21 protein-coding genes are annotated in these 21,558 nt (G+C 64.5%); 9 read left to right on the forward strand and 12 right to left on the reverse strand.

Annotation, left to right across the window (positions count from 1 at the left end):
- Positions 1-5: 5 nt before the first annotated feature.
- The 5 genes from AC07VL_RS13580 to ppc form a co-directional block, all read right to left on the reverse strand.
- Positions 6-485, reverse strand: coding sequence for a DUF3617 domain-containing protein (locus AC07VL_RS13580; protein WP_494806335.1), 480 nt, complete (start codon positions 483-485; stop codon positions 6-8).
- Between the two features lie 133 nt (positions 486-618).
- Positions 619-795 (reverse strand): hypothetical protein, encoded by a 177-nt coding sequence (locus AC07VL_RS13585; RefSeq protein WP_494806336.1) that lies wholly within the window; start codon positions 793-795, stop codon positions 619-621.
- Between the two features lie 174 nt (positions 796-969).
- A complete protein-coding gene (pyk, locus tag AC07VL_RS13590; protein ID WP_494806337.1) occupies positions 970-2,430 on the reverse strand; it encodes a pyruvate kinase in 1,461 nt (486 codons plus the stop codon).
- A gap of 91 nt (positions 2,431-2,521) precedes the next feature.
- Positions 2,522-3,532, reverse strand: coding sequence for a type I glyceraldehyde-3-phosphate dehydrogenase (gap, locus tag AC07VL_RS13595; RefSeq protein ID WP_494806338.1), 1,011 nt, complete (start codon positions 3,530-3,532; stop codon positions 2,522-2,524).
- 99 nt (positions 3,533-3,631) lie between these two features.
- Positions 3,632-6,385, reverse strand: a complete 2,754-nt coding sequence (ppc, locus tag AC07VL_RS13600; RefSeq protein ID WP_494806339.1) for a phosphoenolpyruvate carboxylase — start codon at positions 6,383-6,385, stop codon at positions 3,632-3,634.
- A 339-nt stretch (positions 6,386-6,724) separates the two neighbouring features.
- Between ppc and AC07VL_RS13605 the strand changes: the two genes are divergently transcribed.
- A complete protein-coding gene (locus tag AC07VL_RS13605) occupies positions 6,725-7,180 on the forward strand; it encodes an RrF2 family transcriptional regulator (RefSeq protein WP_494806340.1) in 456 nt (151 codons plus the stop codon).
- 64 nt (positions 7,181-7,244) lie between these two features.
- Here the strand turns inward: AC07VL_RS13605 and AC07VL_RS13610 are convergent, their stop codons facing one another.
- From AC07VL_RS13610 to AC07VL_RS13625, 4 genes are all read right to left on the reverse strand, one after another.
- Entirely contained in the window at positions 7,245-8,930 is a 1,686-nt protein-coding gene (locus AC07VL_RS13610; protein ID WP_494806341.1) for a cation acetate symporter, read from the reverse strand.
- Positions 8,927-9,235, reverse strand: coding sequence for a DUF485 domain-containing protein (locus AC07VL_RS13615; RefSeq protein ID WP_494806342.1), 309 nt, complete (start codon positions 9,233-9,235; stop codon positions 8,927-8,929). The genes AC07VL_RS13610 and AC07VL_RS13615 overlap by 4 nt, the downstream gene beginning before the upstream one ends.
- A 130-nt stretch (positions 9,236-9,365) precedes the next feature.
- Positions 9,366-10,547 (reverse strand): NO-inducible flavohemoprotein, encoded by a 1,182-nt coding sequence (hmpA, locus tag AC07VL_RS13620; RefSeq protein ID WP_494806343.1) that lies wholly within the window; start codon positions 10,545-10,547, stop codon positions 9,366-9,368.
- Positions 10,548-10,578: 31 nt separating this feature from the next.
- Complete coding sequence (locus AC07VL_RS13625; RefSeq protein WP_494806344.1) at positions 10,579-10,992, reverse strand: hemerythrin domain-containing protein; 414 nt, start codon at positions 10,990-10,992, stop codon at positions 10,579-10,581.
- 240 nt (positions 10,993-11,232) lie between these two features.
- Here AC07VL_RS13625 and AC07VL_RS13630 point away from each other — a divergent pair, with 240 nt between their 5' ends.
- The 8 genes from AC07VL_RS13630 to AC07VL_RS13665 all read left to right on the forward strand — a co-directional run bounded on the left by AC07VL_RS13630 (position 11,233) and on the right by AC07VL_RS13665 (position 19,440).
- On the forward strand, positions 11,233-12,111 hold the full coding sequence (locus AC07VL_RS13630; protein WP_494806345.1) for an STAS domain-containing protein: 879 nt from the start codon (positions 11,233-11,235) through the stop codon (positions 12,109-12,111).
- A gap of 7 nt (positions 12,112-12,118) precedes the next feature.
- Entirely contained in the window at positions 12,119-12,481 is a 363-nt protein-coding gene (locus tag AC07VL_RS13635; RefSeq protein WP_070218473.1) for an STAS domain-containing protein, read from the forward strand.
- Positions 12,482-12,491: 10 nt separating this feature from the next.
- Positions 12,492-12,938: an ATP-binding protein gene (locus AC07VL_RS13640; protein ID WP_326457164.1), complete on the forward strand. Its 447-nt coding sequence runs from the start codon at positions 12,492-12,494 to the stop codon at positions 12,936-12,938.
- Complete coding sequence (locus AC07VL_RS13645) at positions 12,935-14,029, forward strand: ATP-binding SpoIIE family protein phosphatase (RefSeq protein WP_494806346.1); 1,095 nt, start codon at positions 12,935-12,937, stop codon at positions 14,027-14,029. The genes AC07VL_RS13640 and AC07VL_RS13645 overlap by 4 nt, the downstream gene beginning before the upstream one ends.
- On the forward strand, positions 14,026-15,849 hold the full coding sequence (locus tag AC07VL_RS13650; protein WP_494806347.1) for an ATP-binding protein: 1,824 nt from the start codon (positions 14,026-14,028) through the stop codon (positions 15,847-15,849). Before AC07VL_RS13645 ends, AC07VL_RS13650 begins: the two co-directional genes overlap by 4 nt.
- Positions 15,836-17,356 (forward strand): ATP-binding response regulator, encoded by a 1,521-nt coding sequence (locus AC07VL_RS13655; protein ID WP_494806348.1) that lies wholly within the window; start codon positions 15,836-15,838, stop codon positions 17,354-17,356. Before AC07VL_RS13650 ends, AC07VL_RS13655 begins: the two co-directional genes overlap by 14 nt.
- Positions 17,357-17,486: 130 nt before the next feature.
- Positions 17,487-18,317 (forward strand): substrate-binding periplasmic protein, encoded by an 831-nt coding sequence (locus AC07VL_RS13660; protein WP_494806349.1) that lies wholly within the window; start codon positions 17,487-17,489, stop codon positions 18,315-18,317.
- Between the two features lies 1 nt (position 18,318).
- On the forward strand, positions 18,319-19,440 hold the full coding sequence (locus tag AC07VL_RS13665) for a metallophosphoesterase (RefSeq protein ID WP_494806350.1): 1,122 nt from the start codon (positions 18,319-18,321) through the stop codon (positions 19,438-19,440).
- A gap of 35 nt (positions 19,441-19,475) precedes the next feature.
- On the opposite strand, the gene AC07VL_RS13670 is transcribed toward AC07VL_RS13665, so the two are convergent.
- From AC07VL_RS13670 to AC07VL_RS13680, 3 genes are read right to left on the reverse strand one after another with little or no spacing between them, the layout of a single operon-like run.
- Positions 19,476-19,847, reverse strand: a complete 372-nt coding sequence (locus AC07VL_RS13670) for a hypothetical protein (RefSeq protein WP_494806351.1) — start codon at positions 19,845-19,847, stop codon at positions 19,476-19,478.
- Positions 19,848-19,852: 5 nt separating this feature from the next.
- Positions 19,853-20,611, reverse strand: a complete 759-nt coding sequence (locus AC07VL_RS13675) for a DUF4303 domain-containing protein (protein WP_494806352.1) — start codon at positions 20,609-20,611, stop codon at positions 19,853-19,855.
- Between the two features lie 16 nt (positions 20,612-20,627).
- Complete coding sequence (locus tag AC07VL_RS13680; protein ID WP_494806353.1) at positions 20,628-21,551, reverse strand: LysR family transcriptional regulator; 924 nt, start codon at positions 21,549-21,551, stop codon at positions 20,628-20,630.
- Between the last annotated feature and the right edge of the window lie 7 nt (positions 21,552-21,558).

Below are 21,558 nucleotides of genomic sequence, written 5' to 3' on the forward strand. Positions count from 1 at the left end.
CGGGCCTAGCGATTGTCGTACAGGCTCTTCATCACCATGCCGCCGCGCATTTTCTTCGCGCCCGGCGCCAGTCCGGCCGGGCAGGCGCCGAGAAACTCGCCCGCCAGTTCCGTGCGCTGCACCTGCGTCTTGCCGTTCACTTCCATGGTGGTGTCGGCGCGCAAGGTATAGGCCTTGTCCAGGTCGCCCTTGAAGGCGCCCTCCAGCGTGGCGCCGGGGCAGCTGGACGCGAAGCGGTAGCTGTCGCCGTCGCGCTGTTGCGACGCGATCGTGCATTCCTGCTCGAAGTCCGTCCACAGGTCGTCCTCGATGAGACGGTCGCGTTCCCGGTCCACGCAGATTTCCCAGGAAAATGGTGACGTGGCGGGCGTCACCTTCCACAGCCCCGTGGCGCGCTGCAAGCGCTGCGCCGGCTCGGCGGCCGCGGCGCAGGCGGCGGACAGGGACAGGATAGCCATCAACAAAAGGGGTGCGCTGCGCTGCATGGGGCATGTCTCCAGGCTAAAAGATGAAAATATAGCAAAGAGGCACAGCCACGGGCCGCACGCTTGGCTGGCGTCAGGAGCGCATCAGCGGCGGGCCACGCCACCATCCCGTACTGCCTGGATGGCCGGCGGATTAATGTTGCGGGATTTTTCCAGGCCTGGCCGCCAGCACGAAGGGGATGGCAAACGGCCCCAGAAAGACTACCAGGATTGCCCTGAGGGCCGTCGTCCTCAACTGGCGACGCTTGGCAATGAACAGGCAGGCAAAGCATGACAGGGACCAGATCAGGGCAGGCAGATATGCGCTCATCATGCACTCCGGAATCGCCTTCGAGGCAGGAAAGACATGCTGACACGGAAATGGGCACATCGCAACGGCAAAGTGCGCATCCGCCCCGCGCGCTGGCGCCGGGGGGACGGGTTTTCAGGCATTCTTAAGCATCCCAGACCGTTCCCGCGGCCCCGGCAGAGCGCGGTCACGCCATCAATGCTGGCCGATCTTCATGATTTTCAAGGCATTCGTGCCGCCCACCTTGCCCATCGGCTCGCCCCAGGTCAGCACGACCGTGTCGCCCTTGGCCACGACTTTATGTTCCAGCAGCAAGTCTTCCGCCTGCTGCAATACCTTGTCGCGGTCCGTGCCGGACGTCAGTTCCAGGGTGCTGACGTTGCGGTACAGGGCCAGCTTGCGGCGCGTGCCCACGCTGGGGGTCAGGGCGACGATAGGGATGTCGATGTTGCAGCGGCTCATCCACAGGGCCGTCGAGCCCGATTCCGTCAGGGTGGCGATGGCTTTTACGCGCAGGTGGTGGGCCGTGAACAGGGCGCCGTAGGCGATCGACTGGTCGATGCGCGAGAACGTGGCGTTGAGGAAATCGGCATCGAGCTTGCAGGTATCCCACTTTTCCGCGTCCAGGCAGATGGCCGCCATCGCTTCCACCGTTTCGATCGGGTAGCGGCCCGAGGCCGTTTCCGCCGACGTCATGACGGCATCCGTGCCGTCGAGCACGGCATTGGCCACGTCGGACACTTCGGCCCGCGTCGGCACGGCGTTGACGATCATCGATTCCATCATCTGCGTTGCTGTAATAGCAAGCTTATTCGACGCGCGCGCCATCTTGATCATGCGCTTTTGCAGGGCCGGCACGGCCGCATTGCCCACTTCCACGGCCAGGTCGCCACGGGCCACCATGATGCCGTCGGACGCGTCGAGGATTTCCTGCAGTGCGGGAATGGCTTCGGCCCGCTCGATCTTGGCGATCATCATCGGCTTGTGGTCCCACGCTTCGCCGGCGATGTTGGCCAGCTGGCGCGCCATGACCATGTCCGTCGCGTTTTTCGGGAAGGACACGGCCACGTAGTCGGCCTGGAAGCTCATCGCCGTTTTGACGTCTTCCATGTCCTTGGCCGTCAGGGCCGGCGCCGACAGGCCGCCGCCCTGGCGGTTGATGCCCTTGTTGTTCGACAATTCGCCGCCGATTTTCACGGTCGTGTGGATTTCGCTGCCGACGACCTTGTCGACCGTCAAGACGATGAGGCCATCGTTCAGCAACAATACGTCAGCGGCGCGCAAGTCGCGCGGCAATTCCTTGTAGTCGAGCCCGCAGCGCTCGATGTTGCCCAGTTCGCCGTTTTCGCCCCACTTGGCGTCGAGGATGAAGGCAGCGCCGTTTTCCAGGAAAATCTTGCCTTCTTCAAACTTGCCGACGCGAATCTTCGGGCCTTGCAAGTCGGCCATGATGGCCACTTCGCGGCCGCACAGCGCGGCCGCTTCGCGCACCATGCGGGCGCGGTCGATATGGTCTTGCGCCTTGCCATGCGAGAAGTTCAGGCGCACGACGTCGACGCCGGCCTTGAACATGCGAACCAGGGTATCGATATCGTTCGAAGCGGGGCCGATGGTGGAAACGATCTTGGTGGCGCGTTGCTGTACTTGCATGGTCATGGTGTGCTGCTTTCTATAAAGTTCGTGCTGCTGCAAGGGCCGGCCTTGTGGGCCGGCCGTCGTGGTGCGCTGGATCAGCGCTGGTTCGTGTTTACTTGGCCGCCATCAGGGCGACCGTGGTGTCGAGCATACGGTTCGAGAAACCCCACTCGTTGTCGTACCACGACGACACTTTCACGAGGCGGCCCGACACCTTGGTCAGGGTCGCATCGAAGTTCGACGACGCGGGGTTGTGGTTGAAATCGATGGAAACAAGCGGTTCCGTCTGGTACGTGAGAATGCCCTTCAGCGCGCCTTCCGACGCCGTTTTCAACAAGGCGTTGACTTCCTCGACCGTCGTGTCGCGCCTGGCGATGAAGGACAGGTCGACCAGCGACACATTAATCGTCGGCACGCGCACGGCAAAGCCATCGAGCTTGCCATTGAGTTCCGGCAAGACGAGGCCCACGGCCGCCGCCGCCCCCGTCTTGGTGGGTATCATCGAATGCGTGGCCGAGCGGGCGCGGCGCAAGTCTTCATGCATCACGTCGGACAGTACCTGGTCATTCGTGTAGGCGTGCACGGTGGTCATCAGACCCGATTCGATGCCGATGGCGTCGTTCAGGGGTTTCACCAGTGGCGCCAGGCAATTCGTCGTGCACGACGCGTTGGAAATCACCGTATCCGTGGCTTTGAGCACGTGTTGGTTGACGCCGAACACGATGGTGGCATCGACATCCTTGCCGCCCGGCGCCGAGATGATGACTTTCTTTGCCCCGCCCTTCAGATGGGCCGACGCCTTTTCCTTGGTGGTGAAGAAACCCGTGCATTCGAGCACGACGTCGACGCCCAGCTCGCCCCAGGGGATCAGGGCCGGGTCACGCTGGGCGAAGACGCGGATGCGGTCGCCGTTGACGAGCATGTTCTCGCCATCGATGGTGACGACGCCGGGAAACTTGCCGTGCACCGTGTCGTAGCGCGTCAAATGCGCATTCGACTTGGCGTCGCCTAGGTCGTTGATGGCGACGATGGCGATATCCTGCTGCTTGCCGCCTTCATAAAACGCGCGCAAGACATTGCGGCCGATGCGGCCATAGCCATTGATGGCAACTTTGATGGTCATGCTGTCTCCTTGTTGTTTTACTTAAAACCAACCCTGGTGCCAAAACCGGGGTTGGACCTTAAGGTCTGACCCCAGCATTTGCCATTGGGTTAAAAAGAATTAACCACTGTTCCGCAAACCCGCGGCAATCCCATTGATCGACAAATGGATGCCCGTGCGCGCCGCCGCATCCTGCTTGCCCTCGCGGAAGCGCTTCAGCAACTCCACCTGCACGTGATTGAGCGGGTCGATGTAGGGGAAGCGGTTGCGGATGGAGCGCTGCATCAGCGGATTGGCTTGCTGCAACTCTTCCTGGCCCGTGATCAGCTTCAGGGCGTCCAGGGTGGCTGCATATTCGGCGCGGATGCGCGTAAAGATGGCCTCGCGCAAGGCCTCGTCCTTGACCAGTTCCGCATACTTGCCGGCGATGGCGATGTCGCTCTTGGCCAGCACCATGTCCATGTTCGACAGCAGGGACGTGAAGAATGGCCAGTCCGTGTACATGCCGCGCAGCACGTCCGCGCCATCGGCCGGGTGGGCGGCCAGGTAGGCTTGCACGGCGGAACCGAAACCGAACCAGCCCGGCAGCATCAATCGGCATTGCGCCCAGCTCAAGACCCAGGGAATGGCGCGCAAGTCCTCGATGGACGTGGATTTCTTGCGCGAGGCGGGACGGCTGCCGATGTTCAGCGCGGCAATCTCGGCGATCACCGTCGATTCCCAGAAGTACTGCTCGAAGCCTTCTGTGCCATACACGAGGTCACGGTAGGCGTTCAGGGCCGTGCCCGACAGCTCTTCCATCGCGGCCAGATGGCCCGCGCCGGCCGAGGCGCTCGGCTGCAGCTGGGCCTGCGGCAGCAGGGTCGACTGGATGGTGGCGGCCACCAGCACTTCCAGGTTGCGCCGCCCTACTTCCGGGTTCGCATACTTGGCCGTGATGACTTCGCCCTGCTCCGTCAGGCGGATCTGGCCTTGCACGGCGCCTGCTGGCTGGGCCAGGATGGCTTCGTAGCTGGGTCCGCCACCGCGTCCCACGGAGCCGCCGCGGCCGTGGAACAATCGCAGCTTGATCTGATATTCCTTGAACACCGTCACCAGCTCGATCTCGGCCTTGTAGAGTTCCCAGCCGGAGGTCAGGAAACCGCCGTCCTTGTTGCTGTCCGAATAACCGAGCATGACTTCCTGCTGGTCCGCGCGCGAGGCCAGCAAGCCCCGGTAGAACGGCAGGCCGAAGGCGCGCGCCATGATGGCGGGGCCGGCGCGCAAGTCATCGATCGTTTCGAATAGGGGGATGATGTTGACGTCCACCGCGCGGCTGTCCTGGCGCAGCAGGCCCACTTCCTTGAGCAGCAAGGCCACTTCCAGCAAGTCCGACACGCTGGCCGCCTTGGAGATGATGCAGTTCGGCACCGATTCCTTGCCATACAACTGGTGCGCGGCGCGCACGGCGCGGAAGATGTCGAGTTCGGACGTCGTTTCTTCCGAGTATTGCGCATACGGCGACGCCAGCAAGCGCGGCGATTCTAGCTCGGCCAGCAGCACGGCGATGCGCTGCTCTTCGTCCAGGTCCAGGTAGACGAGGCCGGGCTGGGCACCCGCGAACAGTTCGCCCACGACGCGCTCGTGCACGTCGGAATTCTGGCGCAAGTCCAGGGGCGCCAGCGAAAAGCCGAAAACCTTCACGGCGCGGCGCAGCTGGCGCAGGCGGCCGCGGGCCAGCGCGCGCAAGCCGTTGCTGACGAGCGAGTGCTGGACGACGTCCAGGTCGGCCAGCAGTTCAACGGCGGAAGCGTAAGGCTGCACGCCATCGGCCTGCTTGCCCTTGCCAGACAGCACCACGCGCGTAGCGTCCAGGCGCGCATGGATGCCGTGCAGGGCGCGGCGGTACGGCTCGTCGACCCGGTGCGGCGATGCGTCGGCCGAGCGTTCGGCCAGCGCGCGCAGCGGTTCGCTGCAGGCATTGAGTATTTGTGCCAGGGACAGTTGCGACGCGAGCTTGCGCAATTCGCCCAAGTAATACTCGAGCACCTTGTCGGCCTGCGTCTGCAGGGTGCTGCGCAGGATGTCGGCCGTCACAAACGGGTTGCCGTCGCGGTCGCCGCCGATCCAGCTGCCCACTTTCATGAAGTTGGGCAATTCCACGTCTTCCCAGCGGGCATCGCGCTGGGCCAGCATGCTTTCCAGCGAAGAATACAGTTTCGGCAATTCGCGCAAGATGGTGTGGTCATAGAACGACAGGCCATTGGCCACTTCATCCATGACGGACAGCTTGCTCGTGCGCAACAAGCGCGTCTGCCACAGGGTGACGATGCCGCGCCCCAGCGCTTCCTCGTTCTGCTGCGCCTCTTCCGGCGTCATTTGCACGCGGTCGCGCTCGTTCAACAGGCGCGCGATGGCCATCTGGCAATTCTGGATGCTCTTGCGCTGCACTTCCGTCGGGTGCGCCGTGAACACGGGGCTCACAAAAGCATCGTCAAAGAAGCTTTCCAGCGCGTCGGCCTTGCCCGCCTCCAGCACATTGCCGACGGCGTGGGCAAGGCTGCCCTGGCGCGGCGGCGAGCCGGCGATCAGGTGGGCGCGCGTGCGGCGGATGTGATGTTGATCTTCTGCAATATTGGCCAGCAACGAAAAATAGCTGAAGGCGCGCGTCAATTGCGTGGTTTCTTCCTGCGACAACGCTTGCAGCGCCTCCGACAGCTGCGCGCGCGCCGCTTCGTCATTGTCGCGGCGGAAACGGATGGCCAGCTGGCGCACGTGTTCGATGCGCTCGAAGGCGGGGTCGCCCAGGTGGTTGCGGATGGCGTCGCCCAGCAGACGGCCCAGCTGGCGGATATCGCTGCTCAGCAGCTCGTCTTTCACTTCATTCATTTGCATGGTATGTATTTCCTGGGGCGGCCACGGCGGCACCGCACGGATTGCGTAGTACGCGCTTCCCGACGCGGGAAACGCCCATCGTCCAATTTGTAGTAAATTTACCTTATTGTTTCACCATCCTCTTGATTTTCATCAACAAAATCCTTACTGAAAGCCATTTACAGGGCATATAAGCTATTTGCCAGGGCAACAATATGAAAATTTACTACGCATTTGAGCGAAAGGCAACCAAATTTGTCTTTCCAGGCTGAAAAGTGACGGCGCAATACACATGGCCCGCGCTCTCCTGTATGCTGCGGATGAAACAAGGATGTAATCGACATCTTATGAACGAACCCCATGCGACTGACTGCCTATACCGACTACACCCTGCGCACCCTGATGTACCTGGGCGCGCACCGCGACCGCCTCGTGACCATCCAGGACATTGCCGACCTGCATGCGATTTCAAAGAATCACTTGATGAAAGTGGTGCACCAACTGGGGCTGTCGGGCATCGTGGAAACCGTGCGTGGACGCAACGGCGGCCTGCGTCTGGCGCGCGACCCGGCCGAGATCAATATCGGCACCGTCGTGCGCGAGACGGAAAGCGATTTTTTCATGGCGGAATGTTTTAACAAGGACAGCAATACCTGCCCGCTGACGCCCGATTGCCTGCTGAAGGCCAAGCTGGGCCAGGCCACGGCCGCCTTCCTGGCCGTGCTCGACACGGTCACGCTGGCCTCGATACTGGAAGCGACACCAGGCGCGCCGGCGCTGGCGGCCGGCGTGATCCCCCTGCGCGTCGCCAAATAAGCGCGCCAAAAACAACAATGCCCGGCAAGCCGGGCATTGTTTCCTGCAGTAATTACCTAAAACATCAGTGCGCGCTGGCGCCTGCCGCGCCGATGCCCGTTTCCGAACGCATCTGCTGCGCTTCGTAGCCGGCCCGGTCGATGCGCGCGCGGGGGCTCTTGTCGAGCACAGAGAACAGCCAGATGCCGACGAAACCGGCCGTCATCGAGAACAGCGCTGGCGAGGCGTACGGGAACAGCGCTTCGCCATGGCCCAGCACATCGACCCACACGGATTTTGACACCACCGTCAGCGCCACTGCCGTGATCAAGCCCAGGAAGCCGCCGATGGTGGCGCCCCGCGTCGTGCAATCCTTCCACAGCACCGACATGAACAGCACGGGGAAGTTGGCCGAGGCGGCAATGGCAAAGGCCAGCGAGACCATGAAGGCGATGTTCTGCTTTTCGAAGGCGATACCCAGCACCACGGCGATGATGCCCAGCACGATGGTCGTCACACGCGACACTTTCAATTCGCTGGCGCCCGTCGCCTTGCCCTTCTTGATGACGGTGGCGTACAGGTCGTGCGACACGGCCGACGCGCCCGACAGGGTCAGCCCCGCCACGACGGCCAGGATGGTGGCAAACGCGACGGCCGACATAAAGCCGAGGAAGACGTTGCCGCCCACGGCCTTGGCCAGGTGCACGGCCGCCATGTTGTTACCGCCCAGCAATTTACCGGCCGCATCCTTGAACTCGGGATTGGTGCTCACCAGCACGATGGCGCCGAAGCCGATGATGAAGGTCAAAATGTAGAAATAGGCGATCCAGGTGGTGGCCCAGAACACGGACTTGCGCGCTTCCTTGGCGCTTGGCACCGTGAAGAAACGCATCAGGATATGCGGCAGGCCGGCCGTGCCGAACATCAGCGCCATGCCGAAGGAAATGGCGGAAATAGGATCCTTGATGAAGGAACCGGGGCCCATGATGGCTTCCTTGGTGGCGTGCACGTCCACGGACTTGGCGAACAGCGCTTCCGGGCTGAAGTTGAATTGCGCCAGCACGGCTACGGCCATGAAGGTGGCGCCGCCCAGCAGCATCACGGCCTTGATGATCTGCACCCAGGTGGTGGCCGTCATGCCGCCGAACAGCACGTAGATCATCATCAGGGTGCCCACCAGGACGACGGCGATCCAGTATTCCAGGCCGAACAGCAGCTTGATCAGCTGACCCGCGCCCACCATCTGCGCGATCAGGTAGAAGGCCACGACGACGAGGGTGCCGGAAGCGGAAAAGATGCGGATCGGCGCCTGCTTGAAGCGATAGGCGGCCACGTCGGCAAAAGTAAAGCGGCCCAGATTGCGCAGGCGCTCGGCCATCAGGAAGGTGATGACGGGCCAGCCGACAAGAAAGCCGATGGCGTAGATCAGGCCATCGTAACCGTTGAGGAAGACGGCGGCGGAAATGCCGAGGAAGGACGCGGCCGACATGTAGTCGCCGGCGATGGCCAGGCCGTTCTGGAAGCCCGTGATGCCGCCGCCCGCCGTGTAGAAATCGGCCGCCGACTTGGTCTTCGCGGCCGCCCACTTGGTGACGAACAGGGTGAAGATGACGAAGACGGCGAACATGATGATGGCCGTCCAGTTCGTGGGCTGCTTGACAGCCTGGCCCAGGTCGGCACCGGCCGCCAGCACGCTGCCGCTGACGCCTGCCAGCAAGGCCAGCGCCGCGAGGCAGGAAAGCTTGCGTTGTGTCAATGCGGCGCCGTTCATGCTTGCACCCGCACCTGGATGGCTTGCGTCAAGTCATCGAACTGCTTGTTGGCGCGGCGCACGTAGATGCCGGTGATCACCACGGTAAACACGATGACGAACAGGCCGATCGGCATGCCCCAGGTCATCACGCCGGCGCCGGTCTTGGCGGCAAGAAATTCCTTGTCGAACGCGATCAGCAGGATGTAGCCGTAATACACGAGCATCATCAGCCCCGTCAGCGCCCAGCCAAAGCGCGAGCGCACCTTGACCAGCCGATGGTAATTGGGATCGCGCTTGATTTGTTGCACCAGATCGTCATGCATGGTATTGCCTCCGTTATGTAAAAGCTGCTCTTTTGTTTTCGAGCTTGGCTTCACAATACGGCGCGAGGCTTACCCGCCCCTTACGGCGCGGTGTTTTTCTCGCCAGGGCAACACCTGGGCTCAAGCGATGTCAGTTCAGCGCGGCGGCCGGTCCGAAGAACTCATGGTGCGTCTGCCGTTCCGGCACGCCCAGTTCGCGCAGGTATTGCTTGACGGCCCGCATGAAGGGTTGCGGTCCGAGGAAATACGCGTCGACGTCGCGCGTGGCGGGCAGCCAGCTATTCAACTGCTCTTTATTCAGCAATCCGACGGCATCGGGCATATCTTGCTCACCGTCATGCTCCGCGTAGCAATAGTAGCGCTGCAGCTGCGGATACTGCGCGGCCAGCGCGTCGATCTGCTGGCGGAAGGCGTGCACGCCGTGGTGGCGCGCCGCGTGGATGAAATGCACGGGACGCTTGCCGTGCAGGGCCGCCGTCAGCATGGCCAGGGTCGGCGTGATGCCCACGCCGCCGCTGATCAGCACCAGCGGCTTGTCGCTCTCCGTCAGCACGAAGTCGCCCGATGGTGGCGTCAGCTGCACGGTGCCGCCCGCCTGCACGGCGTCGTGCAGGTAGTTCGACACCTTGCCGCCCTGCTCACGCTTGACGCTGATGCGGTAGGTCTGGCCATTGCTGGCCGCCGACAGCGAATACTGGCGGCGCATGGGCGCGCCGTCGACCGTGACCAGCACGCCGATATATTGACCTGGCGCAAAGTCGAGCACGGGCTGGCCGTCGGCGGGCGCCAGCAGGAAGGAGCTGATCTCCGCGCTTTCCACGGTCTTTTCCTGCACGAGAAAATCGCGCGCGCCGCTCCAGCCGCCCGGCGCGGCTGCTTGCGCCTTGTAGATGCGCCCTTCCTCGCCGGCCAGGATGTCGGCCAGCTGGCCGTAGGCCGCGCCCCAGGCATCGATGACGGCATCGCTGGCCACCTCTGCCCCCAGCACTTCGCGGATGGCCTGCAGCAGGCTGGCGCCCACCAGCGGATAGTGTTCGGCGCGGATCTGCAGGGCTACGTGCTTGTTGACGATGGTCGACATCAGTTCGCCTAGGGCCTCGAGCCGGTCGATATGTCTGGCGTACATCAATACGCCATTGGCCAGCGCGCGCTGCTGCTCGCCGCTGTGCTGGTGCGCCTGATTAAAATACGGCAGCACTTCCGGATGGTCGCGGAACAGGTTCTGGTAGAAGTGGCGGGTCAGCGTTTCGCCGCCCTGTTCCAGGATGGGGACGGTGGCGGTGATGATGGCGCGTTGTGCCTGGGTCAGCATGTCAAACTCCTGTATCTATTAGTAAGCGGTTTCAGGCCAGTGATTCAATGGCGGGATAAAGATCGTGATCCTCGCGCCGCATGCGCTGGAACAGCGCGTGCAGCACGGTATTGGCTTCGCTGCGGAAGGCCTCCGGCTCGGCTGCCAGGCGCACGGACGTGTTCCAGCGGCCCGCGAAGTCCAGGTAGGCGCCGGCGATGCCGTGCATCTCGCTTTCGTACTGGCGTCCCAGTCGGGCCACCGTGGCCACGCCGCAAGCCTGCGCAGCCGGATACAGATAGCGCTGCTCGACGGCCAGGTGCAGCTTGATCAGGCCGCTCATGGCGATGATCTGTTCGGCGATGGCCTGCGCCTGGGCGGCCACGCCGCCGCGCGCCAGCCGGCGCAAGTCATCGATGGCGGCCAGGATGGCCAGGTGCTGCTGTTTGAATTTGTCGATATTCATGGCGAGTTTCTCTTGTTGAGTGTTGCCAGTGTAGCGGAATCCACTTAAACATGCAAACTAAATACATCTTTAAAAGATCCAGGTGAAGACGCGAATGTTTCCGGCAGGAATGTACATCGACATGCGCCACTATGTGCGGCACAGAACACAAGCTAAAGCCACGTCTGCCTATAATTTATTCATCACAGCGCGGACCCGTTTGCGGCCGTGCCGCACCCTCCACTCCAGCCAAGGATCAGCATGAAAAACAAAGCGGCCATGGGCCAGGCGCAGCAACTGGCCGGCATCATCAACGAACACCACACGGAACTGCTGGACGGCTGGATGGCCGGCCTGATCGCCCGCCTGGTGCGGCGCGACAAGATCGCCGAAAACGAGCTGCGCCAGCAGGCGTCGCAATTTTTGCCGCTGCTGGCGGGCGCGCTGGAAAGCGGCGACTCGTTCGACATCGAAGGCGGCGCCTGGGACGATACGCGCCAGCTGCTCGCCGAAATATCGCAGTCGCGCGTGCGCCAGGGCTATTCGCCGATCGACACGGCCAGCTTCATGTTCGCCCTCAAGGAACCGCTGTTCGCCTACCTGCGCAAGGCAATCACGGCGCAGCCGGAGCAGTTGGGCGACGCCATCGTCAGCACCAGCAAATTGTTCGACGAACTGGGCCTGCTGACCATCGCCATCTACCAGAAGGCGCGCGAACAGGTGATCTTGCGCCAGCAGCAGGAATTGCTGGAGCTGTCCACGCCCGTGGTGCAGCTGTGGCAAAACGTGCTGGCCCTGCCCCTGATCGGCACCCTCGACAGCGCCCGCACGCAGGTGGTGATGGAAAGCCTGCTGCAAAAGATCGTCGACACGGGCGCCCTGATCGCCATCATCGACATCACGGGCGTGCCCACCGTCGACACCCTGGTGGCGCAGCACCTGCTGAAGACCATCGCCGCCGCGCGCCTGATGGGCGCCGACTGCATCATCAGCGGCATCCGCCCGCAGATCGCGCAAACCATCGTGCACCTGGGCGTGAACCTGGAAGACGTGATGACCAAGGCCACCCTGGCCGACGCCTTCGTCGTGGCCCTGAAACGCACGGGTTCCAGCATCACCTACCAGCAGCAACAACACTGAGGCGCCTATGGAAAGAATCCCCATTTTACGCATGGGCCGGCTGCTGCTGGTGACGATCCAGGTGGACATGCACGACCGCCTGGCGATGACCCTGCAGGACGACCTGACCACCCGCATCGTGACGGACCGCGCCACGGGCGTGCTGATCGACATTTCCGCGCTCGACATCGTCGATTCCTTCATCGGCCGCATGATCAGCAACACGGCGGCGATGGCGAAAATCCTCGACGCGCGCACCGTCGTCGTCGGCATGCAGCCGGCCGTCGCCATCACCCTGGTGGAACTGGGGCTGACCCTGGAAGGCGTGAGCACGGCGCTCAACGTGGAGCTGGGCATCAAGATGCTGGAACGGAGCGGCGCATGCGCATGACGGGGGCGCCGTGCTAGGCGCGCAGGCACAGGAGCGGGCGCAGGCGGGGGCGCAACAGCTGCAGCAGATCCTGCCCCTGCACAGCGACGAGGACGTCGTGCGCTTGCGCAAGCAGGTGCGCGACAGCATGGTCGCCATGGGTTTTGGCCTGATCGAACAGACCAAGATCATCACGGCAGCCAGCGAACTGGCGCGCAACACCCTGCGCTACGGCGGCGGCGGCGAGGCGCGCATCGCGCGCGTCAGCGATGGCGCGCGCCAGGGCCTGGAACTGCGCTTCGTCGACGCGGGACCGGGCATCGACGATATTCCCCTGGCGCTGACCGATGGCTATACCAGCGGCGGCGGACTGGGACTGGGGCTGGGCGGCGCCAAGCGCCTGGCCGACGCATTTCACATCGACACGGCGCCCGGCGCGGGCACCACCGTCACCATCGCGAAATGGAAGCTGTTTTGAACCACCAGGAACCACAGCCTGACATTCTCAGGCAAAGAAGTTTTCCCATCGGCGAACCGAGCGAGATCGCCGCGGCCCGCCGCGCCGGCAACGAACTGGCGCGCCGCATCGGCTTCGACGACGTGCGCACGGGCCAGCTGGCCATCATCATCAGCGAAGCGGCCACCAACATCGTCAAGCACGCGCAGCGCGGCGAAATCCTGCTGCGCAAGGTGCTGCGCGGCGGCACCAGCGGCATCGAAGTGCTGGCCATCGACTACGGCCCCGGCATGGCCAATGTGCGCCAGCACATGCAGGACGGCCATTCCACCACGGGCACCTACGGCGTGGGACTGGGCGCGATACGCCGCCTGGGCCAGGAATTCGACCTGTACACCGCGCCCGGCAAGGGCACGGTGCTGATGGCGGTGGTCTGGGGCCAGCACGCCAGCAGCGCCATTCCCGCCCATCCGAACTGGCGCATCGGCGCCGTGTGCCTGCCGCTGGCCTCGGAACAGGTGTGCGGCGACGCCTGGAACGTCGTGTGCGAAGGCCATGAACTGAGCCTGATGGTGGCCGATGGCCTGGGCCACGGCCCGCTGGCGGCGCGCGCGTCGGAGCGCGCCAGCGCGCTGCTGGAACACGACACGCCCGGCCTGCCGCCCCTGCCCGCCCCCTTCATCGAGCTGGCCCACGGCGCGCTGCGCACCACGCGCGGCGCGGCCATGGCGGTGGCGCATATCGATAGCGCGCGCCGCGAATTGCGCTATGCCGGCGTGGGCAACATCGCCGCCTGCGCCTTCGACGCGCAGCAGCGCCGGCATCTGCTGTCGCATAACGGCATCGTCGGCAGCAATCTGCGCAAGGTGCAGGAATTCTGCTATCCGTGGCAGCTGGGCGCGACCTTGATCATGCACTCGGACGGCTTGCACACGCGCTGGGACCTGGAACAGTATCCGGGCCTGGCGCAATGCCACCCCAGCCTCATCGCCGCCGTGCTGTACCGCGATTTTGCGCGCGGGCGCGACGACGTCACGGTGGTGGTGCTGCGCGAGCATGAGGAATACCAGGCTGTAACGGCAGAAACAGCAGAAAGGACAGGTGGGGCATGACGCAACGCATATTGACAGCCCATATCGGCAGTGAACTCGACGTGGTGGGCGCACGCCAGCGCGCGCGGCAAATCGCCGCCCTGTGCGGCTTCGGCGTGCAGGACCAGGTGCGCATCGCCACGGCCGTGTCGGAACTGGCGCGCAACGTCTACAACTACGCGGGCAGCGGCAAGGTGCATTTCGCCATCGATGGCCAGACGGCGCCGCAGGTGCTCAGCATCCGCATCGAGGACCAGGGCCCCGGCATCGCGCAGCTCGACAAGATATTGGCCGGCACCTACCGCTCGCCCACGGGCATGGGCCTGGGCATCCTGGGCGCGCAGCGCCTGATGGACCGCTGCCATATCCACAGCGCGCCCGGCGACGGCACGCAGATCACGCTGCACAAGCTGTTCCCGCGCGACGCGCCCCTGCTCGACGGGCAAAGCATCGGCACCCTGTCCGGCAGCCTGCAGGCGCTGCCGTCGGATATCACGCTGTCCGAGGTGCAGCAGCAGAACCGAGAACTGCTGAGCACCCTGGCCGAACTGAAGACGCGCCAGGACGATTTGCTGCAGCTGACGCGCGAGCTGGAAGACACCAACCGGGGCGTGGTGGCGCTGTTCGCGGAACTCGATGAAAAGGCCGACCACCTGCGCCGCGCCGACCAGATGAAGTCGCGCTTCCTGTCGAACATGAGCCATGAATTCCGCACCCCGCTCAGCTCCATCCGCGCGCTGTCCAAGCTGCTGCTCGACCGCATCGACGGCGAACTATCGGAGGAACAGGAAAAGCAGGTGCTGTTCATCCTGCAAAGCGCCGTCAGCCTGAGCGACCTGGTGAACGATCTGCTGGACCTGGCCAAGATCGAGGCGGGCAAGGTCGACGTGCACGCCAACAGCTTCCAGGTGGCCGACCTGTTCAGCGCCCTGCGCGGCATGCTGCGCCCGCTGCTCGTGTCCGATACGCTCACGCTCACCTTCATCGATCCCGATCCGGCGCTGCAGATCCATACGGATGAAGGCAAGCTGTCGCAAATCCTGCGCAACTTCATCTCCAACGCGCTCAAATTCACGGAGGCGGGCGCCATCATCGTCAGCGCCACGCCCTTGCCGGAGCAGGACGCCATCCGCTTTTCCGTCTCCGACACGGGCCTGGGCATCGATGCCGAAGACGTGCAGCTGATCTTCGAGGAATTCAGCCAGGTGGAAAACCACATGCAGCGCAAGGTCAGGGGCACGGGCCTGGGCCTGCCCCTGTGCCGCAACCTGGCCACCCTGCTCAATGGCACGGTGTCCGTGGACAGCACGCCGGGCCACGGTTCGCTGTTTTCCGTGGTCCTGCCCACCAGCTACCATGCGCCCGAAGGTAGCCTGCCGCCAAGCGCCCCGGCCAACGACAACGGCAACGACCAGCGCATCGGCGTGCTGGTGGTGGAAGACAATCCGCCCGTGCGCCTGCTGTATGAAAAATTCTTGGCCGGCAGCGAGTTTCGCGTCGTCCCCGCGCGCAGCGTGCGCGAGGCGCAGGAGCGCTGGGAACAGCAGCGCCCCGCCGCCGTCATCCTCGACATCCTGCTGCACGGCGAAACGGCCTGGCACTGGCTGGCCGAGCTGAAAAACGACCCGCTGCGGCGCCAGGTGCCCGTCATCGTCGCCACCGAGATCGACGACGTGCGCAAGGGCCTGGCCCTGGGCGCCGATGCCTATTATGTCAAGCCGCTGTCGCGCCAGCAATTGCTGGCGACCCTGCGCGCACTGATCGGCAACCAACATCACCGGCAAGAGCCGGTTCCGCCGCAAGGCACAACCACCTGGGACAATGCGCATGCTACCGGATAACAACAGCGATGCTCTGATCCTGAACGTCGATGACAGCGATGGCGCACGCTACGCCAAGTCGCGCATCCTCAAACGCGCCGGCTTCAAGGTCATCGAAGCCTCGAACGGCGGCGACGCACTGCTGCGCGCCCGCCAGGACCGCCCTAATCTAATCCTGCTCGACGTCAAGCTGCCCGATATCAACGGCCTGGAAGTGTGCCGCCAATTGAAGGGCGGCGCCGAGACAAACACCATCCTGGTGCTGCAAACGTCGGCCTCGTGCATCGGCACGGCCGACAAGATCCGCGCCCTCGATGGCGGCGCCGACAATTACCTGGTCGAGCCCATCGAGGCCGACGAACTGATCGCCAATGTCCGGGCCCTCCTGCGCCTGGGCCAGGTGGAACGCGCTCTGCGCGACGTGGACCGCCGCAAGGACGAATTCCTGGCCACCCTGGCGCACGAACTGCGCAATCCACTGGGTCCCATCCGCACGGCGCTGGCCCTGCTGTGCAAGCTCGACCCCATCGTGCCGGCCGCGCAGGACAATGCCCGCCGCACCATCGCCCGCCACACGGACCACCTGGTGCGCCTGGTGGACGACCTGCTCGACGTATCGCGCATTTCGCTGGGCAAGATCTCGCTGCAGTGGGACAGCGTGAGCCTGGCCAGCGTGATCCGCAGCGCCGTCGAAACGAGCTCGCACAGCATCGAGGCGCGCGGCCATGCGCTGGACGTGATGCTGCCCAAGCAGGAGCTGTGGGTCTGCGGCGATGCCGTGCGCCTGTCACAGATCGTCGCCAACCTGCTGCTCAACGCGGCCAAGTTCACGGCGCCGGGCGGGCGCATCGCCATTTCCGCCGAGCGCGCAGGCGATACCGTGCATATCCGCCTCAGCGACAACGGCATCGGCATCGCCGCCGCCAGCATCGACAGCATCTTCGGCCTGTTCGCGCAGAGCGGCCACTCGCCCGACCGGGTGCAGGATGGCCTGGGCATCGGCCTGTCGCTGGTGCGCACGCTGGTCGAGCTGCACGGCGGCCAGGTCAGCGTCAGCAGTCCCGGCGTGGGGCTGGGCAGCACCTTCGAAGTCAGCCTGCCGCTCGACGCCAACGTGCCGCTGCCCGCCGCCGCGCCGGCGCCGCCAGCTTCCGCGGCCGGCAGCAGCCAGCGCATCCTCGTCGTCGACGACAACTGCGACGCGGCCGACACCCTGGCCGAGCTGCTGGAAATGTACGGCCACACGGTGCGCACGGCCTACACGGGGGCGCAGGCCGCCGAGCGCACCCTGGAATTCAAGCCCGACATCGTCTTCCTCGACATCGGCCTGCCCGACATGAACGGCTACGACGTCGCCGTCAAGCTGCGCCAGCTGCCGATACCGCAGCAATTCCAGCTCGTGGCGCTGACCGGCTATGGCCAGGAACACGACCGCCAGGCGGCCCTGCAGGCCGGGTTCAACGAGCACTTCGCCAAGCCTGTCGATTTCGGCAAGCTGGCCATGCTGGGACTGCATATCGCGCCATGACGCGGGACGGCCTGCGCGCCTGGTTTTTTTATATGACGCTTCGGCTATAATCGGCGGGTGCGAAACACGACAGTTTCGGGCCACCTGGGATGAACAATTGCGGCAACAACCGATGTGCGATGGCGCTGCTGTGCCTTTTTTTCACCGCCTGCGTCCCCGCGCATGGCTGGCCGCCGCCTTGGCCGCCACGGCCCTGCTGGCGGCGCCGGCCCGCGCCGACGACGCCCTGCCGGCCAGGCTGGTCTGCCATGACGACATTTTCGTGCCCTACTTCATGCAGAACCAGGGACGCATCGAGGGCTTGAACGTGGACGTGCTGCGCGAAGCCGCGGCGCGGCTGGGCATCGCCATCGAATTTCGCGCCATGCCGTGGCGCCGCCTGGAAAGTGAACTGGCCAGGCCGCAAGGCACGGTCGATTGCGCCTTCGCCATGAGCCGCACGCCGGCGCGCGAGCAGTACCTGGAATTCGGCAAGGTGCCCCTGCAGCCGACCGAGTACGCGCTGTTCGTGCGCCAGGCCGCGCAGCCGGCACATGCCTTGCCGGCCGTGGGCAGGCTGGACGACCTGGCCGGCAAGGTGATCGGCGTGCGCGCCGGCTTCCGCCTGCCCGAGGCCATCGCCGCCGGCGCCGCGCAGGGGCGCTGGAGCATCGCCGAAGTGCCGACGGATGCGGCCAATTTCCAGAAACTGGCGCTGCAGCGCATCGACGCCGTGCTGGCGGACGGCATCGTCGGCCAGTACACGGTCAGGCAGCTGAAGCTGGGCGGTATCGCGCGCGTGGCGCCCGCCCCGCCATCGTCGCCCTCCATGCGCTTCGACACCTATATCGTGTTCCGCAAGAGCGCGGCGTCGCCGGCGCTGGCCGCCGCCTTCGACCGCGTGTTCCGGCAGATGCGCCAGGACGGCACTTTCGCGCGCATCACTTCCGCCTACCTGGGCGCCCCACTCCTGGAACCATGACATGAAAACCCGCACGCCCCTGCTGCGCATCACCATGATATTGGGCGCCCTGCACGCCCTGCTGGGCTGGCTGCTGCTGCCGGCGCTGCCCGTCGGCCTGGCCGGCTGGCTGCTGGGCGGCGCCGTGCTGCTGGCCTCGACCATGCTGATGCCGATGACCATCTTCGCCCGCGCCGTCACCCATGATGCGCGCCTGGCCGACCGCCTGAGCTGGGCCGGTTCGCTGTGCATGGGCTTTTTTTCCTCGCTGTTCGTGCTCACGGTGCTGCGCGCCCTGCTGATGCTGATTCCCGCCCTGCGCCCGCACGCGCAGGCGTCCGCCGTGGCGGTCCTGGCCCTAGCCCTGCTGGCCACCGTCCTTGGTTTCATCAACGCCCGCCGAGTGGCGCGCGTGCGCGAAGTCACCGTGCCGATCGCCGGGCTGCCGGCCGCCCTGCAGGGTTACAGTATCGTGCAATTGAGCGACATCCACGTGGGCGCCACCATCAAGCGCGCCTACGTGGAAGCCATCGTCGCGCGCGCCAACGGCCTGCAGGCGGACCTTATCGCCATCACGGGCGACGTGGTCGACGGCACGGTGGCGCAGCTGGGCAGCCACACGGCGCCGCTGGGCGAGCTGCGCGCGCGCCATGGCGTGTTTCTGGTGACGGGCAACCACGAATACTATTCGGGCGCCGCGCCATGGGTGGCGGAGTTCCGTCGCCTGGGCCTGCGCGTGCTGATGAACGAACATGTGATTCTCGAGCACGACGGCGCGCGCCTGGCCGTCGCCGGCGTCACCGACTTCAATGCAGGCGCCTTTGACCCGGATCAGCGCAGCGATCCGCAAGCGGCCATCGCCGACGCGCCAGAGCATATCCCCCGCATCCTGCTGGCGCACCAGCCGCGCAGCGCACCCGAGGCGGAAGCGGCCGGCTACGACCTGCAACTGTCGGGCCACACGCACGGGGGCCAGTTCTGGCCGTGGAATCTGTTCGTGCCGCTGCAACAGCCCTACGTGGCGGGCCTGCACCGGCGCGGCCGCCTGTGGATTTATGTGAGCCGCGGCACGGGATACTGGGGGCCGCCGAAACGCATCGGCGCGCCGGCGGAAATTACGAGAATCAGGCTGGTGGCGGCATAAAGCATCCCCGCGATAAAGCGCTCACATTCATGACCTTACCTGCCTACCGCTGGGCAGCTGCTTATTTTCATGCCAAGCTTGATCTCAGTTCGCGAATCAGGATGGCTTACCCCGTAAGAAAAAATCAGGCAGCCCAAGTAGATAATGCAAACCACATAAAACCATTTTGAACGAAAAAAACCATACCTGACGTAATCATCAGGGACGATATCGATGCCGGCCGCTGCATCACTTCTTGATGTCTGGAAGAGCTTACGCGCGCCATACAGTTGAAGAAATGCGCCAACGATCACCCAGCTCCATGAAAATTCAGGGCTTAATTTTCCACAGCCAATTAAAAACTGTATATCGATGAGTATTGCGGTCAGCAATATGGATACAAAAAATATTTTTCTCGTTTTGGACATGGTATTTATCCCTGCTCTTCCCAGCTGGCCATCCACGCCGCGAAACGCGCCACCACGGCCGGCGGATTCAAACGCGCCAGCGCGCCTTCCAGGGGCTCGCTGTCGCTGACCTCGAACAGCAGCACGCTCTCGTCGCGCTGCGCGCCCGTGCCGAGTATGCCTTCCGTGTCGAGCTGCGCCAGCGCCGCGATGCAGGCGTCGAATACGCCGGTGCGGAAGGTGGCGAATGCGACGTCGAACGGCAAGCCGCGGTGCGCCTGCAGCAGCAAACGGTAGGCGCTGTCGAAGTAGGCGCCGCCCTCGTCAAACGCCCATTCGGCCGGGTTCCACAGCATCTCTTCGCCGTATTCCGAGGCGGCCAGCGCTTCGCGGCTGTTCGCCATGCATCCGATCGTCATGGCGCTGTCGTCGCTCACCAACGCGAAAGCGTCGATGTGCTGGCCGGGATGCGCACGGCGCATGCGGTCGAAAGCCAGGCGCGCGGCATCCGCCACCAGGCTTTGCAGCAACGCGAAATCAAACACGGCCGGGTTGATGGCCGTGCTGCGCGCCAGCGCATAGCCATCGGCCAGGGCGGCCTGGCAATGCGCGAGGTATGCGGCCTGCGCCTCGGCTTCGCTGGCGTAGTCCTTGCGCGTCTCCTCGCCCCACGTCATGGCCGCGCCGGCGGCCGTCCACACAGTGCTGCCGAACACGCGCGCTTCCTGGAAGCGGGCTGCTTGATCGCCGTCAAAGGTATAAAACAGGCTGTAATTGCTATGCATGGGAATTTTTCAGTGCTTAATCGGGCCGCATCTGCGCGGCGAAATCGCGCTGGCGGAACTGCTCCAGCAAGAAATCGACGAACACGCGCGTCTTCGCGGGCAGCAGCTTCTTGCTGGGATAGTACACGGACAAGGGGCCGGAATCGGCGTGCCAGCCGGGCAGCAGGCGGACCAGCGCGCCGCTGCGCAAATGGGCCAGCGCGTGCGGCATGGGCAACAGCGCCACGCCGACGCCCAGGATAGCCGCCTGCGCCATCGCTTCCGGATCGTCGAAGATGGCGCGCGGGCGGCATTCGGCCACGCCTTCGCCGCCCTGCCCGTCGCGCAGTATCCAGCTGCGCAACCTGCCGCTGCCGGCCGAGCGGCGCGCCACGCCGTCGAACTGCGCCAGCTCCGAAGGGTGTGCTGGCATGGATTTGCCCCGCATGAAGACGGGCGACGCCGTGGCGACGACATGGGCGTGACCCAGTTCGCGCGCTACCACGCCCGGTGTCAACTCGATGCCGCCGCCGATGGCGACATCGAACCCTTCGCCCACCAGGTCCACCTGGCGGTTGTCAAAATGGCAGTCGGGGATGACGCCCGGGTAGCGCGCGATGAAGTCGCCCAGCAAGGGCACCACGTAGCTGCGCCCGAACGACGGCGCCATGCTGATTTTTAATATGCCCGCAGGCTGGCCGCCCTCTTCCGCCGCGCCGGCGACGGCTTCCTGCAAGGTGGACAGGGCGCCCTTGACCTGCTGCAGGAAGCGTTCGCCCCCTTCCGTCAGGGTCAGGCGCCGCGTGCTGCGCTGGAACAGCCGCAGTCCCAGGCTCGCTTCCAGGCGCGCCACGTTCTTGCTGACGGCGGCCGGCGTCAGGCCCAGGCGGCGCGCGGCGGCCGAAAAGCTGCCCAGCTCGGCCGACAGCACGAACGATGGCAAGTGATTGAGTGCGTCCATGCCCCAT

It is taken from the genome of Janthinobacterium sp. GW821-FHT03C08 (assembly GCF_059420905.1).

Excerpts from the sequence above, each read along its gene's own strand:
- AC07VL_RS13580 (WP_494806335.1), bottom strand. The coding sequence starts at position 485 with ATGCAGCGCAGCGCACCCCTTTTGTTGATGGCTATCCTGTCCCTGTCC.
- AC07VL_RS13585 (WP_494806336.1), bottom strand. The coding sequence starts at position 795 with ATGAGCGCATATCTGCCTGCCCTGATCTGGTCCCTGTCATGCTTTGCC.
- pyk (WP_494806337.1), bottom strand. The coding sequence starts at position 2,430 with ATGACCATGCAAGTACAGCAACGCGCCACCAAGATCGTTTCCACCATC.
- gap (WP_494806338.1), bottom strand. The coding sequence starts at position 3,532 with ATGACCATCAAAGTTGCCATCAATGGCTATGGCCGCATCGGCCGCAAT.
- ppc (WP_494806339.1), bottom strand. The coding sequence starts at position 6,385 with ATGCAAATGAATGAAGTGAAAGACGAGCTGCTGAGCAGCGATATCCGC.
- AC07VL_RS13605 (WP_494806340.1), top strand. The coding sequence starts at position 6,725 with ATGCGACTGACTGCCTATACCGACTACACCCTGCGCACCCTGATGTAC.
- AC07VL_RS13610 (WP_494806341.1), bottom strand. The coding sequence starts at position 8,930 with ATGAACGGCGCCGCATTGACACAACGCAAGCTTTCCTGCCTCGCGGCG.
- AC07VL_RS13615 (WP_494806342.1), bottom strand. The coding sequence starts at position 9,235 with ATGCATGACGATCTGGTGCAACAAATCAAGCGCGATCCCAATTACCAT.
- hmpA (WP_494806343.1), bottom strand. The coding sequence starts at position 10,547 with ATGCTGACCCAGGCACAACGCGCCATCATCACCGCCACCGTCCCCATC.
- AC07VL_RS13625 (WP_494806344.1), bottom strand. The coding sequence starts at position 10,992 with ATGAATATCGACAAATTCAAACAGCAGCACCTGGCCATCCTGGCCGCC.
- AC07VL_RS13630 (WP_494806345.1), top strand. The coding sequence starts at position 11,233 with ATGAAAAACAAAGCGGCCATGGGCCAGGCGCAGCAACTGGCCGGCATC.
- AC07VL_RS13635 (WP_070218473.1), top strand. The coding sequence starts at position 12,119 with ATGGAAAGAATCCCCATTTTACGCATGGGCCGGCTGCTGCTGGTGACG.
- AC07VL_RS13650 (WP_494806347.1), top strand. The coding sequence starts at position 14,026 with ATGACGCAACGCATATTGACAGCCCATATCGGCAGTGAACTCGACGTG.
- AC07VL_RS13655 (WP_494806348.1), top strand. The coding sequence starts at position 15,836 with ATGCTACCGGATAACAACAGCGATGCTCTGATCCTGAACGTCGATGAC.
- AC07VL_RS13665 (WP_494806350.1), top strand. The coding sequence starts at position 18,319 with ATGAAAACCCGCACGCCCCTGCTGCGCATCACCATGATATTGGGCGCC.
- AC07VL_RS13670 (WP_494806351.1), bottom strand. The coding sequence starts at position 19,847 with ATGTCCAAAACGAGAAAAATATTTTTTGTATCCATATTGCTGACCGCA.
- AC07VL_RS13675 (WP_494806352.1), bottom strand. The coding sequence starts at position 20,611 with ATGCATAGCAATTACAGCCTGTTTTATACCTTTGACGGCGATCAAGCA.
- AC07VL_RS13680 (WP_494806353.1), bottom strand. The coding sequence starts at position 21,551 with ATGGACGCACTCAATCACTTGCCATCGTTCGTGCTGTCGGCCGAGCTG.